Below are 13,912 nucleotides of genomic sequence, written 5' to 3' on the forward strand. Positions count from 1 at the left end.
AAACGAGCGCATCAACGGTCAAATAAGGGGTTCCTGATATATTTCGTAAATAGAAATACACATTGGGGAGAAGGCAGCAAATCGATCGTATCCCAACAAAACGACAGTTCAAAGTCTGCTTGAGGCAGGCTTTTTTGCTGCGGAGAAAAGGTTGTTCTAAACAAAGAGACAGGGTCATATCCTAATGACAAGTACAGTCATCAAGGAGGGGGACTTCTCTGTGTCAAAACAAATGCTGGCGTTAAATATAGACGGAGCGCTTCTTCGCTCCAACGGCAAACTTCATCAGACGACAAAGGATGCCATCGAATACGTCAAGAAAAAAGGAATTTACGTCACACTGGTCACAAACCGCCATTTTCGCTCCGCTCAAAAAGTGGCGAAAATATTAAAGCTGAATGCAAAATTGATTACCCACAGCGGCGCATACATTTCTGAAAAAATAGATGAGCCGTTTTTTGAAAAGAAAATATCAGAAGATCACACGTTTAATATCGTTCAGGTGCTGGAAAGCTATCCATGCAATATCCGGCTTCTTCACGAAAAATATTCGATCGGAAACAAGAAGAAAGTGAACTCCAATCTGGTCGGGAAAACGATGATTCATCCGTCTGACCCGATTTTTTATCCGGTGCAGTTTGTCGAATCATTAAGTGACCTGCTCCTTGATGAGCCGGTTTCAGCGCCCGTCATTGAAGTGCATGCCGAAGATGGTCTGCAGGCTGATATAACGGATACGATAATGAAAGCATTCCCGGCCGTCGATGTGATCCGCGTCAACGGAGAAAAACTGAACATCGTGCCTAAAGGGGTTTCAAAAGAAAGCGGACTTTCGATGGTCGCCGCTGATCTCGGGCTTTCAATGGAAGAGGTTGTGGCTATCGGCCATCAGGAAGATGATCTGCCGATGATCGAGCTGGCCGGTCTCGGCGTCGCGATGGGGAATGCCTCAAATGAATTAAAAAGAAAAGCGGACTGGGTGACAAGGTCAAATGATGAACAGGGAGTCGCCTATATGATTAAGGAATATTTCCGCATGCAGCACCGCAAAGGCTTTCTCGATAAGTTCCATATGAAACGGCCGTAATCAAGAGCCGCAGACGCGAAACGCCGGTCTGCGGCTTTTTCGCGGATTGATTTTAGCCTGTTCTTTCTGTACACTAAAGAAAGTTTTGAATCTGAAAAATAAGGTGATCACATTGCAAATAAAAATAGACGGCATCACGGATGACAGGCTGCATCGTCCGCTGCAAAACATCGCGAATTTATTTTTTGAAGAGTGTGTTCTTGCGTACGGCGAAACGGAGGAACCCTCTGATCTCGTCATCTCACTTGCCATTTCTCAAGATGCAGACAGCGTGTCGGTATCCGGAGAAATCAAAGGAACCGGCGAAAAGGAACATCATACGAAACCGCTTCTTGCCGGATGGAGCGAAAAAGAAGTATTTAAACAGGTGAAAAACACGCTGTCATATGTCTACTTAAATCTTCTTCAATCGCATACGGGCATGACACAAAAATGGGGAATCTTAACCGGCATCAGGCCTACTAAACTTCTTCATAAAAAGCTGCAGAGCGGCCTGACAAAAGAAGAGGCGCACGCCGATCTGAAAAAAGATTATCTGATACATGATGAAAAAATCAATCTGATGCAGGAGATTGTCGACCGCCAGCTCGCTGCGATTCCCGATCTGTACCGCGTCAAAGATGAAGTCAGCATATATATCGGCATCCCGTTCTGCCCGACGAAATGCGCCTACTGCACGTTTCCGGCTTATGCCATTCAAGGACAGGCGGGAAGAGTCGGCTCCTTTTTATGGGGGCTTCACTATGAAATGCAGAAAATCGGAGAATGGCTGAAGCGGCATGATATCAAAGTGACGACCATTTATTTCGGCGGCGGCACGCCGACAAGCATTACCGCTGAAGAAATGGATCTTTTATATGAAGAAATGGTCCGCTCTTTCCCGGATGTCGCAAATATCAGGGAGATTACCGTTGAAGCGGGCCGACCCGACACGATTACGGAGGAAAAGCTGGCCGTTTTAAATAAGTATAAGATTGACAGAATCAGCATTAACCCGCAATCTTATGAAAACGAAACGCTTAAGGCCATCGGCAGACATCATACAGTTGAAGAAACCATCGAAAAATACCATCTTTCCCGCAAACACGGCATGAATAACATCAACATGGACCTGATCATCGGCCTGCCGGGAGAAGGGACGGCTGAGTTCAGGCACAGTCTTGAAGAAACGGAAAAGCTGATGCCTGAATCTTTGACCGTTCATACGCTTTCTTTTAAACGGGCGTCAGAAATGACGAGAAACAAGCATAAGTATAAAGTTGCCGACAGACAGGAAGTGTCCCGCATGATGGATGACGCCGTCCGCTGGACAAAAGAGCACGGCTATACGCCGTACTACTTGTACCGGCAGAAAAACATTCTCGGAAACCTTGAAAATGTCGGCTACTCCTTCCCTGGTCAGGAAAGCATCTACAACATTATGATTATGGAAGAAGTGCAGACGATTATCGGTATCGGCTGCGGCGCGGCAAGCAAATTCATTCATCCGGAAACCGGAAAAATCACGCACTTCGCCAATCCGAAAGATCCGAAATCATATAATGACCGATTCGAGCATTATACAGAAGAGAAAATCAAATACTTAGATGAGATGTTCGTCAAATCTGCATTATAATATCAAAAACGGCACGGAATCAGCGTGCCGTTTTTTTATGTTTAACCATCTGCAAAAACGGGAAAAGAGCATCAGACTGTTATTCGTAAGAGGTGCATAATATGTATGATGTCATAGGAGCGGGAATCGGGCCGTTTAATTTAGGGCTTGCCGCATTGTTAGAGGATATACCCGGAACAGACGCTCTTTTTTTCGATAAAAAGAAAGAATTTGCGTGGCATCCCGGTCTATTAATTAAAGGGACGGATTTACAGGTGGCGTTTCTGGCGGACCTGGTCACGCTCGCCGATCCGAAAAGCCGCTACACGTTTTTAAACTTTCTCCATGAACATGACCGGCTGTACCGGTTTTATACGTTTAATGAATTTGATATTCCGAGACGGGAATTTAACGACTATTTGAGCTGGGCGGCTTCAGAAATCAAATCATGCCGTTTCGGCTCAGAGGTAATCGGTGTGAAAAATGCCGGCGGACATTATGACGTCAGCGTCAAGAACATTGAGGACGGAAGCATCAGTGTCTATCAAACGAAGCATTTCGTCATGGGGACGGGGTCTGAGCCGCTTATTCCCGCAGAGATTGCTGACGAAGCGCGTCAGGACACGATGGTCAGCACGGAATATTTGTTTCGGAAAGACGAGCTCGCCGGCGCCGAATCAATTACGGTGGTCGGTTCCGGACAGAGCGCCGCGGAGATCTTTTCTGACTTATTGCACGATGAACAATACCGCCGCAGCCGGCTGCAATGGGTGACACGCTCCGCCGGATTTCGAGAATTGGAAACCGCCAAGCTCGGGCAGGAAATGTTTACACCTGATTATGTGGAATATTTTAACCGCCTGCCTTTTAAAGAACGGCTGAACACACTCCCTGAGCTGGACGGACTGCGCCACGGCATTGATTCTGACACACTTGCCGCCATTTACGATGCCCTGTATCACAGATCGATCAGCGGAGGTTCGCCTGACGTGTATATTCAGCCGATGGCGGAGCTTGAAAAAATTGAAAAGCAAAACGGGCGCTGCGTACTGAGTTTTCATCAATGGCAGATGGATGAAACCTTTACGGCCGATTCAGAAAAAGTGATATTGGCGACCGGCTTTAAACCTCATATTCCGGAATGGTTTACGGCAATTGCCCCCGATATCGAATGGGAGGATGAGAAACGGTTTAAAGTGACGGCCGATTCCCGTCTTGTCTTTAAGGACGACAGGAGGCATCATTTTTTCACATTAACGAATCTTGATCATGCTCACGGAACGGGCGCTACGAATTTGAAGCTGTCTGTTTACAGAAACCAAAAAATCATCAATACCATTCTGGGGAAAGAGCATTTCTCCATTAATAAAAAAACGGCTTTTCAGCAATTTCTTCCCGCTCAAAAAAACTGACCCCTTATGAAGAGGTCAGTTTTTTTATGATTTCTGAGGTTTCTTTTCAGGCGTCTTCCATTTGAACACGCTGTTCAACAGGAGATATATCCGCTTCGATTCTTTCGTGAGCAAAGGGCCGAAGATGGCCAGTATTAAAACATATAAGGCGGCGAAAGGTTTAAGTGAAGCGGACAGGCCGCCGGCGATGCCGAGATTTGCGACGATAATGGAGAATTCGCCGCGTGACACAATGGTCAGCCCGATATTAGACGATGCTTTATGAGAAAGCCCCGCCCGGCGTCCGGCGATCATGCCGGCGATAAAGTTTCCGGCAATCGTCAGCAGAACGGCGCCGAGGGCAAGCCATACCGCATCTCCGAGTGAAAACGGATCAATGCTGAGACCGAAGCTGAAGAAAAACATGGCCCCGAAAAAGTCACGGAACGGCACGACAAGATGCTCAATCCTGTCAGAATGGGCCGTCTCCGAAAATACGAGTCCGAGCAAGAGCGCGCCGATCGCTTCAGCGACATGAATCGTTTCGGAAAAGCCGGCAATGAAAAAGAGCGCGGCGAAAATGACGATGACAAATACCTCGTTTGAACGGATATCAAGCAGCTTGTTCAGCAGAGGCGGCAATTTTCGGGCGGCAATGAAAAACAGCAGCATATATCCGAAAGCGATCACGATTGACATCAGCGCGCCTCCGACAGACGTCGCGTCTCCCAGAACAAGCCCGGAGACGACGGACAAGTAAACCGCCAGAAAGATATCCTCAAACATAATGATGCCGAGAATCAGCTCCGTTTCCGGATTGGCCGTGCGCTTTAAGTCGACAAGCACCTTTGCGACAATGGCGCTTGATGATATCGTGATGACACCCGCCAATACAAGCACTTCCAAAAAGGAAAAGCCCGTGATAAAGCCGTAGATCAGCCCTAAACTGAAATTAATCAGAATATAAATCGTTCCGCCGGCGGCAATTGAACGTCCGGATTTGACTAATTTTCCGACCGAGAATTCAAGCCCGAGGTAAAAGAGGAGGAACAGGACGCCCATCCGTCCGAAAAATTCAATCACTTCCCGGCTTTCGATAAACGTCAGGTCAATGATGCCCGCTTGGGGCGCGTGCGGCCCGACAAGCATTCCTAAAATGATCAGGAAGGGGATGATCGAGAATTTAATTTTATTGGCGATGACACTCGCAATGGCCACAAGAACTAACGCCGTACCGACTTCAAATACGAGATGGTCCATAAACAGATCACACTCCGTCTCTGGAGAGGAAGTCTTGGATCAGTTTCTTCAGATGCTTTCTTTCACCTGAGAGGACGAGTGTATCGTTTGCTTCAAGGAGCGAATCAGCGCCCGGGTTTAAAAGCTTTTTCTGGTTATGCTTAATGATGGCGATGACCGTCACGTCATAGTTCTGGCGCACATCCAGTTCGCCGAGCGTCCGCCCTGCCGCTTTTGCCCCTTTTTCAACTTTAAACCATTCGATAATCAGATCGTTGAACGCCATTTCAATCGATTCAAGCGCCTGCGGTTTATACACCATCCCGCCGATAATCGCGGCAATCTGTCTTGCTTCCGCATCATCAAGTGAAATGCTTGCCAGAAGCTCATCAGGGTCGCGGTCATCAAATCTGTAAATTTCCCGCCTGCCGTCATCATGAATGATGATCGTCATTTTTTCATGATTTCTCGTTTCGATTTCGAATTTTTTCCCGATGCCGGGCAGATCGTTTTCTTTAATATTCATAAAAAATCCCTCCGGAATATACTGTTTTTACACCGTAAATACAGATTGGCAATGAGAAATGGTCTGATGCCGGAGGTAATTTGACTGGTATTGTATCGGAATGGCGCATGTCCTTTCCATGGTGGAATCAATGAATTGATCAAGAGGTTTGACAGATAACAGGGAGATCATCCGGGATAACGCACCGTATCCTTTTGACAGGCCTTGCGGAGCGGTTTTGGTTTGAACCGGCGTCTTTGCCGAATCCGTTTCCTGCGGGTAAACCGAAATTTGTACATGGCTGTCTGTTTCTGTCACCAATTGGGAAGGAAGAGCGACATCCGAAGGGGGGAACAGCACCATAAAAAAGCTCAGTAACAAGCTGAGTATCACATATTTCATTATCGGCGTTTTTCCCCCCTTTTGTTTTGTATATCAATTTCACTATATAAAAATGTATGTTCAGTTTCAAATGATATGCATTTTTCGGTATCTGTTGACCTTGAAAAATAAAGGAGTTTCGCTTCGGGGGAAGGAATATATCATTTGAACAAAATATGTAAGCGGATTCAAGGGGGATGTAAACATGCAGTATATTCGTTATGAAGAAAAGGGAAAGATCGCGGAGATTGTGCTGAACCGGCCTGACAGTTACAATGCGCTGAATGAACAAATGCTCCGGGAATTGGAAAATGCATGCGTGATGGCAGCCGACAGTGAGGCGCTTATCGTGCTTTTACGGGGGGAAGGCCGGGGATTTTCCGCGGGCGGTGATATTCAGATGATGACGTCTGATCATGATTCAGGAGAATATGAACGGCTCATGAAAATGATCGAATCCATTACGCTGACCCTCTATGATATGAAAAAAATTGTGATTGCCGCCATCCACGGAGCCGCGGCGGGGCTCGGGCTGAGTTTCGCGCTGTGCGCCGATGTGGTGCTCGCCGAAGAAAACGCCCGCCTCGCGATGAATTTCATCGGCATCGGATTGGTTCCCGATGGAGGAGGCCATTATTTATTAATGAGACGCGTCGGTGAGATCGAAGCGAAAAAACTGATTTGGAGCGGTGAAAAATTGCCTGCTGAAAAAGCGGTGCGGCTCAAGCTTGCCGACGGGCTGTTCAGCGGCGGCCCTGCGGAGGGGGCACAACCGTATATCGACCGATTGCTGCATGCGCCGCTGTCAGCGATGATTGAAACGAAGGCTATTTATCAGAGCCTCCATATCAGCCGGTTAAAAGACGTTTTGTCTCTTGAACGAAAGGCCCAGGAAAATATGAGAAAAACGGATGATCATAAAGAGGGCATCCGCGCCTTTTTAGAAAAACGGACGCCGCAATTTAACCGGTAAAATACAGAAGCCGGAAAGCTTCTGTTATCTGTGGAATAAAATCAGCTTTCCGGCTTCATTTACCAAGCGATGAGTACTGTTCTCAAGCTTTTTTTCCTTCAATAAAGCCTCTCCGGCGGCCTTCGCCTCCGCCTCATTATCCGCTTCGATCCGTTCATTCAGCAGCGTTTCTCCCGACGCATGGAATGCGGTCAATACATATTGTCCCATCATGTCACCCCCTTTATAGAATGATATTCTGATAAAGAATTTAAAATCCTCCATTAATTTTTACCCATTATTAGTATATAATGGGTCAAGGAAGGAGTTGGATTTGTGCTTACAATTGAAAACGTAACGAAAACATTCGGCAGCTTTACCGCTGTTGACAATTTGAACCTGCAAATACCTGAAAGGGAAATGTTCGGGCTGCTCGGCGCAAACGGCGCGGGAAAAACGACGACCTTTCGGATGATTTTAGGTCTTTTAAGCCTGACTGACGGGCATATCACCTGGAAAGGGCAGCCGGTCAATTATTCCATCAGTGAAAAAATCGGCTATCTCCCGGAAGAGCGGGGGCTGTATCCGAAAGTGAAGGTGAGTGACCAGCTTGTCTATCTGGCGAGATTAAAAGGAATGGGCAAAAAAGAGGCGGAAAAAGAGCTCATGACATGGCTCGAGCGGTTCGGCATTACAGATTACAAGAATAAGAAAGTCGAAGAGCTGTCGAAAGGAAACCAGCAGAAAATCCAGTTCATTTCGGCCGTCCTGCATAAGCCTGAACTGCTGATTCTCGATGAACCTTTCAGCGGTCTTGATCCGGTGAATGTCGAGCTGCTGAAAGAAGCGGTTATTTCTTTGAAAAACAGCGGCGTTTCTATCGTTTTTTCAAGCCACCGAATGGAGCATGTGGAAGAGCTTTGCGAGAATTTGTGCATTCTCCAGAAGGGAAAACCCGTCGTTCAAGGCAATCTGAAAGACATTAAGCGGTCTTTCGGCAAAAAAAATGTCACCGTTCATTCAGATGATGACCTCAGCTTTTTAAAAACGCATGAAGGCGTCGTGAAATGGAAGGAAACAAATGACGGGATCAGACTGCAGGTCGCGAATGAACCGGTTTCTCAGGATATTTTCCGGGCCCTGCAAGGGAAAGGTTTTATACGGAAGTTCGAATTGGAAGAGCCGTCACTGCATGATATTTTTATAGAAAAGGTGGGGGCCGTTTATGAATAAATTTTGGATTATGCTGTTTCATACATATAAAAACAAAATCGCGGCAAAGTCATTCATTATTTCGACCGCCATTACCGTTTTATTAGTATTAGCGGTGACCAACCTGCAATCGATTATATCCGTGTTTCAATCGGATGACGGCAAGCAGCAAATCGCGGTGATTGATGAAACGGGCGGGCTGTACCCGGCGTTTGCAAAACAGCTTAAAGCGGCGGATACAGACAATGATCTCCAGGCAATGGAGACGAAGGAGTCCGAAAAAGATGCCGTAAAGCGTGTCAAAGACGGTGAATGGGACGGACTGTTTATCATCAGACAAGATCAAAAAGGAACGATAACAGGAGCATACAAGGCGCTGACCATTTCCGATGAATCAGCGTATAAACTGCTCAAGCAGGCTTTAACCCAGACAAAAACCGCTGTCGAAACCGCCAAGCTTGGCATTTCGGCAGAAAAAGTCAGCAGCCTCTACACTCCGCCGGAAGTCAGCAAAGACGCGCTGGAAAAAGGGGCGAAGTCTGAGGAAGAGCTCGGTCAGGTAATGGGGCTTGTATACATCATGCTGTTTGTCATCTACTTCTCAGTTATCATGTACGCAAGCATGATTGCGATGGAAGTGGCGACGGAAAAATCGTCCCGCGTCATGGAAATTTTAATTTCAAGCATGCCGCCGATTCAGCAGATGTTTGCCAAGCTGTTCGGTATCGCGCTCGTGGGGATCACACAGTTTGCGGTGCTGATTGCAGCGGGTTATCTCTCACTGAAGCTGAACCCTCAAAATGAGGCGTCGTCGCCGATCAGTGCATTTCTCAATTTTACGGATGTTCCAGTCTCGACGATAGTCTATGCCGTCATTTTCTATTTGCTCGGCTATTTTCTTTACGCGACGCTTGCCGCGTTTCTCGGCAGTGTTGTCAGCCGGATAGAGGACGTACAGCAGACGATTCAGCCGATGATTTTTTTAGTCGTGGCAGGTTTTATGATCGCCATGTTCGGCATCGGCAATCCTGACGCCGGTTTTATTACCGTTACATCTTACATTCCGTTTTTCACGCCGATGATTATGTTTTTACGCGTCGGGATGCTCGATATCCCGTTTTGGCAGGCTGCGGCCGGAATCGCCCTGACACTGGTCACTATCGTGATCTTTGCGGCGGTCGGCGCGAAAATTTACAAAGGCGGCGTATTGATTTACGGAAACGCCAGCGGATTCAAAGCGATTAAACAAGCGCTGCGCATCTCCAAAAAATAAGAGAAAACAGCCCGGAACAGCCGGGCTGTTTTTTTATTTTGCAGAACGTGCATTCGTATAAAAACGGTGCTAAAATAAGGGTAATTCAATTTGCAGAAAGGGGAGGGCGAGATGACTGATCTGACGTTTATTCATGCCGCTGACCTGCATCTGGACAGCCCGTTTTACGGCATTTCGAATCTGCCTGAACCGGTATATGCGCGTATTAAAGAAAGCACATTTCACAGCGTCCGCCGTCTGACGGACGGGGCACTCCGGGAGCAGGCAGATTTCGTGCTGCTTTCGGGGGATCTGTTTGACGAAGCCAACAGAAGTTTAAAAGCCCAGCTGTTTTTGAGAAAACAGTTTACGAGATTACAGGAAGCGGATATCCAAGTGTTCGTCATATTCGGCAACCATGATCATTTGGGCGGTAAGTGGACGCCGATTGAATGGCCGGAAAATGTACATATCTTCACCTCGGATACACCGGAGGAAAAATCCTTCTTTAAAAACGGAGAGCTTGCGGCAAGCATATACGGATGCAGCTATCAAGAAAGAAGCGTAACGGTCAATCAGGCGGCCCGTTACCGGAAAATGACCGGCGCGCCTTATCATATCGGCATGCTCCACGGCATGTTATCAGGAGCGGAAGGGCATGACCCGTACTGCCCGTTTACGAAAGAAGACCTTGAAAAAAGCGGCATGGATTACTGGGCGCTCGGACACATTCATAAACGGCAGGTTCTGTCCGCCCAGCATCCCGCCGCCATTTACCCCGGGAATATTCAAGCCCGGCATTTAAAAGAAACCGGGCCTAAGGGATATTATCTCGTCCGGGCGGCAAACGGTGAGATGTCTTGGGAATTCAAAGAAGCGCATGATGTGTTATGGGAGGAAATTGATCTTGATATCTCCGCAGCTGAACATATGACTTCACTTCTGAAAGCCGCATCGGATACTTTCTCCGGCTTGCGCGCGGCGGGCCGCCCGGCATGTGTCAGGCTGGTGCTTCGCGGCGCGGCGCCCCGCTTTTGGACGGAGGCGCCCGCAGGCATCGCGGAGGAGCTTCTTTCCGCTTTACAGGAGGAAGAGGCCGAAGAGGAATGTTTCGTCTGGCCGCTTGCGCTTGAGGATCGGACGGAAGAAACAGACACCGTGCCGCCCGATCCGTTTTTTAAAGGGCTCCTTCAGGACATAGAACAATGCGCAGACATGAGCGGTGTATTTGAAGCCCTTGAGCGTCATCCCGTATACCGGCGTCAGATGGCTTCATTTACAGATGAAGAGATACTGGATATTAAGCGGCAGGCTCAAGCCGTTTTAAGACGCCAGATGAAGGAGCTTCAGCGATGAAAATAACGGCGATGCATATTTACCAATACGGAAAATTTTCCGACCGAAGTTTTCAGCTGTCAGATTCTCCCGTGCAAGTGATCTACGGGTTAAATGAAGCGGGGAAAACGACATTGATTTCCTTTATCAAAAGCGTGCTGTTCGGTTTTCCGAAATCAAAAAAATACGAACCGAAAAACGGAGGGGTTTACGGCGGCGCTGTGGAATTGAAGCATGTCGATCACGGCGCTGTCAAAATCGAACGGACAAAAGGCGCTGCCGAAAAAGTCAGAGTGTATACGGCTTCAGGCGAAATCAAGGACGGAGAATGGCTCAAACAGCTTCTCTCCGATACAGACCGGGCGCTGTACGAAGCGATCTATTCGTTCGATGTATTCGGACTGCAGGAGATTCAAGCTTTTAACCGGGACAAAATCGGCGAGTTTCTCCTGTATTCGAGCTTATTCGGGTTGGAAGCGGCGGCAAAGCTTGACGGGCGGCTGGCAAAAGAACTTGACAGGATGTATAAGCCGAACGGGCGGAACCCCCGCTTAAATCAGGAGTTGGATACATTAAAGCGGCTCAGCGCCCAGCTGAAACAGGCGGAAGCTGCGGAAGCGGGCTATCACAGCCTTCTGGAAGAGAAAAAAAGCGCCGGCGGCCGTTTGCAGGATGCCGAAGCACGATTGAAAGACATAACTGAAGAAATCAAAACAGTAAAATCAGCGATAGAAGCAAAGCCGCTCGCAGACAAAAAAACAGCCTTGGAAAGCGAACTTTCTTCTTATCCGGAAGCATTGAAGCAATTCCCGAAGGACGGAATGCATCAGCTTGAAAAATACGAATCGCATCTCCATCCGAAAGCGGCCCGTCTTGAGGGGCTTCGGGCAAAAGCGGATGAACTCCGGCGGCAGGCTGAGCTGCTCGCTCCAAATGAGGACTTGCTGCAAAAAGAGCGGCAGCTGCAGGAGCTTTCCGGCGAGCAGCATATGTACGAATCGCGCGGCGAACAGCTTGCCGCCATCCAATCACAGATCCGGCAGACATCTGCCCGCGTTTCATCAGGATTGCAGCAGCTCGGAAGACATGAGGAAGACGGCATTCTTTCACTGAACACCGATTATGAATATGAATGGCGGCTGCAGGAAGCCGTGCAGAGCGCCGGACAGGCAAGAGAAAGAAAGGCACAGCTTGATGCGATGTTCGAACAAGCGCGGCTGGAGCTGGAAGAAGCCGAACGAAAACATGCCGTGACGGCGGAAAACATTTTGGACCCCGCTGTCAGGAAAGAAAAAGAAGCCGCTTTACAATCATATAAGCAAACGGCTGATACAGAAGGAAACGAATGGCAGGCACATGTACAGCAGCTGGAAAAACAGCGCGCCAGACAAAAAAAGCTCTTTCTCGGTGCGGGCATTCTGTTCATTGCGATTTTCGCTGTGTTAAAAGAATGGCTGCCCGCCGCCCTTTTTACCGGCACTCTGCTGCTGTATATGCTGTCCGGCATGCAAAAGCCGCTGCCGTCAGAAAGAGGAGGGCCCGGACACAAGAAAAAGAAGCCGGCGATCTCTAAAGAAGCGGCTGATCTTCTGCAAGAAGAGCTTTGGCGTGACGGCCGGCACCGGCAGCAGCTGATTGCGGATCAAGCCGTGCTTGAACAGAAAGAAGCGGCATATGAAAGAGTCATCCGCCAATATGAAGAATGGGAGGCGGAAATGGCGCCGTTTGAAAAACAGGCGGAACTTTTTATGAAGGAACTGGGGTTTTCAGGAAGTCCTTCCCATCTTCTTGACGCATATCATGTGATGAGAGATGTCAAAAAAGAAATCCTTAACAAGCATGAGCTGACCATTGAAGCGGGCCGGCTGCAAAAGCTGCAAAGAGCATTTGAGGACCGGGTCAAAAAGCTGAGTCCTTCAGACGGAAGGGAGCTGTCCGTAAAAGAAAGACTGCACGTTTTGCTGGCGCAGGCGGAACGGGCCCGTGAGGAAGCAAAACGAAAGCAGGCGCTCGAAACGGATCTGCTGCATGCACAAGAGCAAATGCGTGAATTAAACGAAGAAGTTCATTACTACGAACAGCAGGTCAAACAGCTTTTCATGGCGGCAGGCGCAAAAAAACGCGAACACTTTTGTGAACTCGCCAGGCTGAATGAAAGCCGCCGGGAAACAGAGCGGAAGCTGCGCGAAATCAAAACGCACTTGTCCGGCATAGGCGGAAAACAGCTGGAGCCGTATATGAGCCGCACAGTGTCCGAACTTGAACATACAGTCGTTCAGAAGGAAACAGAGAAAAAAACGCTTGAGGAAAAAAGCGCGCAGCTCCGTGAGCAAACCGCTTTATTAACGGTGAAGCAAGAGCAGCTGGAGTCCTCGGGGCTTGTATCCGATTTAAAACAGCAGACAGAAATGCAGAAGGAGCGCGTGAAAAAAACCGCTAAAGAGTGGGCCGCATTACAGACGGTCAGACACATTATCAGGGAAAAAATGGAGCGGCATAAAAAAGTGACGCTTCCCCGTCTGTTAGAAACCGCCGGTGCATTATACGGACCGCTTACGGACGGACGCTATCACAAATTGTATTTTTCCGAGGCTGATGATTCCATTATGGTCATGCGGAAAGACGGAACGGTGTTTTCTGCAGGCGAACTGTCACAGGCGGCATGCGAGCAGCTTTATGCGGCGATTCGTTTTGCCCTTGCGTCAGAGAGGGAGTCTGCGGTATCACTGCCGTTTTTACTTGATGACAGTTTTGTCCATTTTGACAGGCAGCGGCTGCAGCGGTTGTTTGATGTGCTGAATCAGCTTTCAGAAGGCGGGCGGCAGATACTTTATTTCACCTGCCATGAGCATGTCAGCCGGTCTTTTCACAGCGGACAAGTCATGCGGCTCCTGTCATAAAAGAGTTTATTTTCAAAAAAGAGGTATGTGCTATACTGGTATTATGTAAGATATGGAGGGAGCT

Annotated in this window: 12 protein-coding genes; 8 read left to right on the top strand and 4 right to left on the bottom strand. The window is 48.2% G+C overall.

Annotated elements, in window-relative coordinates; translation table 11 throughout:
• Window positions 1-220 precede the first annotated feature (220 nt).
• From K3G25_RS00585 to K3G25_RS00595, 3 genes are all read left to right on the top strand, one after another.
• Window positions 221-1,087: a Cof-type HAD-IIB family hydrolase gene (locus K3G25_RS00585; protein WP_007409237.1), complete on the top strand. Its 867-nt coding sequence runs from the start codon at window positions 221-223 to the stop codon at window positions 1,085-1,087.
• A 112-nt stretch (window positions 1,088-1,199) separates the two neighbouring features.
• Window positions 1,200-2,702 carry a coproporphyrinogen III oxidase gene (locus K3G25_RS00590; protein ID WP_061862026.1) on the top strand — a complete coding sequence of 501 codons (1,503 nt, stop codon included), beginning with the start codon at window positions 1,200-1,202 and terminating at the stop codon, window positions 2,700-2,702.
• A 101-nt stretch (window positions 2,703-2,803) separates the two neighbouring features.
• The gene (locus K3G25_RS00595; protein ID WP_015417143.1) at window positions 2,804-4,093 is read left to right on the top strand and encodes a lysine N(6)-hydroxylase/L-ornithine N(5)-oxygenase family protein; all 1,290 of its coding nucleotides are present in this window, start codon (window positions 2,804-2,806) and stop codon (window positions 4,091-4,093) included.
• 24 nt (window positions 4,094-4,117) lie between these two features.
• Here the strand turns inward: K3G25_RS00595 and K3G25_RS00600 are convergent, their stop codons facing one another.
• From K3G25_RS00600 to K3G25_RS00610, 3 genes are read right to left on the bottom strand one after another with little or no spacing between them, the layout of a single operon-like run.
• Window positions 4,118-5,332: a cation:proton antiporter gene (locus tag K3G25_RS00600; protein ID WP_003155266.1), complete on the bottom strand. Its 1,215-nt coding sequence runs from the start codon at window positions 5,330-5,332 to the stop codon at window positions 4,118-4,120.
• Between the two features lie 7 nt (window positions 5,333-5,339).
• Window positions 5,340-5,837, bottom strand: coding sequence for a cation:proton antiporter regulatory subunit (locus K3G25_RS00605; protein WP_012117200.1), 498 nt, complete (start codon window positions 5,835-5,837; stop codon window positions 5,340-5,342).
• 27 nt (window positions 5,838-5,864) lie between these two features.
• Window positions 5,865-6,218: a hypothetical protein gene (locus tag K3G25_RS00610; RefSeq protein ID WP_014417322.1), complete on the bottom strand. Its 354-nt coding sequence runs from the start codon at window positions 6,216-6,218 to the stop codon at window positions 5,865-5,867.
• Between the two features lie 184 nt (window positions 6,219-6,402).
• Between K3G25_RS00610 and K3G25_RS00615 the strand changes: the two genes are divergently transcribed.
• Window positions 6,403-7,170 carry an enoyl-CoA hydratase gene (locus tag K3G25_RS00615; RefSeq protein ID WP_007409232.1) on the top strand — a complete coding sequence of 256 codons (768 nt, stop codon included), beginning with the start codon at window positions 6,403-6,405 and terminating at the stop codon, window positions 7,168-7,170.
• A gap of 24 nt (window positions 7,171-7,194) precedes the next feature.
• On the opposite strand, the gene K3G25_RS00620 is transcribed toward K3G25_RS00615, so the two are convergent.
• Window positions 7,195-7,380, bottom strand: coding sequence for a YhzD family protein (locus K3G25_RS00620; protein ID WP_015239502.1), 186 nt, complete (start codon window positions 7,378-7,380; stop codon window positions 7,195-7,197).
• A gap of 105 nt (window positions 7,381-7,485) precedes the next feature.
• Here K3G25_RS00620 and K3G25_RS00625 point away from each other — a divergent pair, with 105 nt between their 5' ends.
• The 4 genes from K3G25_RS00625 to K3G25_RS00640 all read left to right on the top strand — a co-directional run bounded on the left by K3G25_RS00625 (window position 7,486) and on the right by K3G25_RS00640 (window position 13,848).
• Window positions 7,486-8,382 carry an ABC transporter ATP-binding protein gene (locus tag K3G25_RS00625; RefSeq protein WP_007409231.1) on the top strand — a complete coding sequence of 299 codons (897 nt, stop codon included), beginning with the start codon at window positions 7,486-7,488 and terminating at the stop codon, window positions 8,380-8,382.
• Window positions 8,375-9,634, top strand: a complete 1,260-nt coding sequence (locus tag K3G25_RS00630; protein WP_232489522.1) for an ABC transporter permease — start codon at window positions 8,375-8,377, stop codon at window positions 9,632-9,634. Before K3G25_RS00625 ends, K3G25_RS00630 begins: the two co-directional genes overlap by 8 nt.
• Before the next feature lie 111 nt (window positions 9,635-9,745).
• Complete coding sequence (locus K3G25_RS00635) at window positions 9,746-10,969, top strand: metallophosphoesterase family protein (RefSeq protein ID WP_232489523.1); 1,224 nt, start codon at window positions 9,746-9,748, stop codon at window positions 10,967-10,969.
• Window positions 10,966-13,848 (top strand): ATP-binding protein, encoded by a 2,883-nt coding sequence (locus K3G25_RS00640; protein WP_232489524.1) that lies wholly within the window; start codon window positions 10,966-10,968, stop codon window positions 13,846-13,848. The genes K3G25_RS00635 and K3G25_RS00640 overlap by 4 nt, the downstream gene beginning before the upstream one ends.
• Window positions 13,849-13,912 lie beyond the last annotated feature (64 nt).

The sequence above is a fragment of the Bacillus sp. FCW2 genome, assembly GCF_021228595.1.
Lineage (GTDB): Bacteria > Bacillota > Bacilli > Bacillales > Bacillaceae > Bacillus > Bacillus velezensis.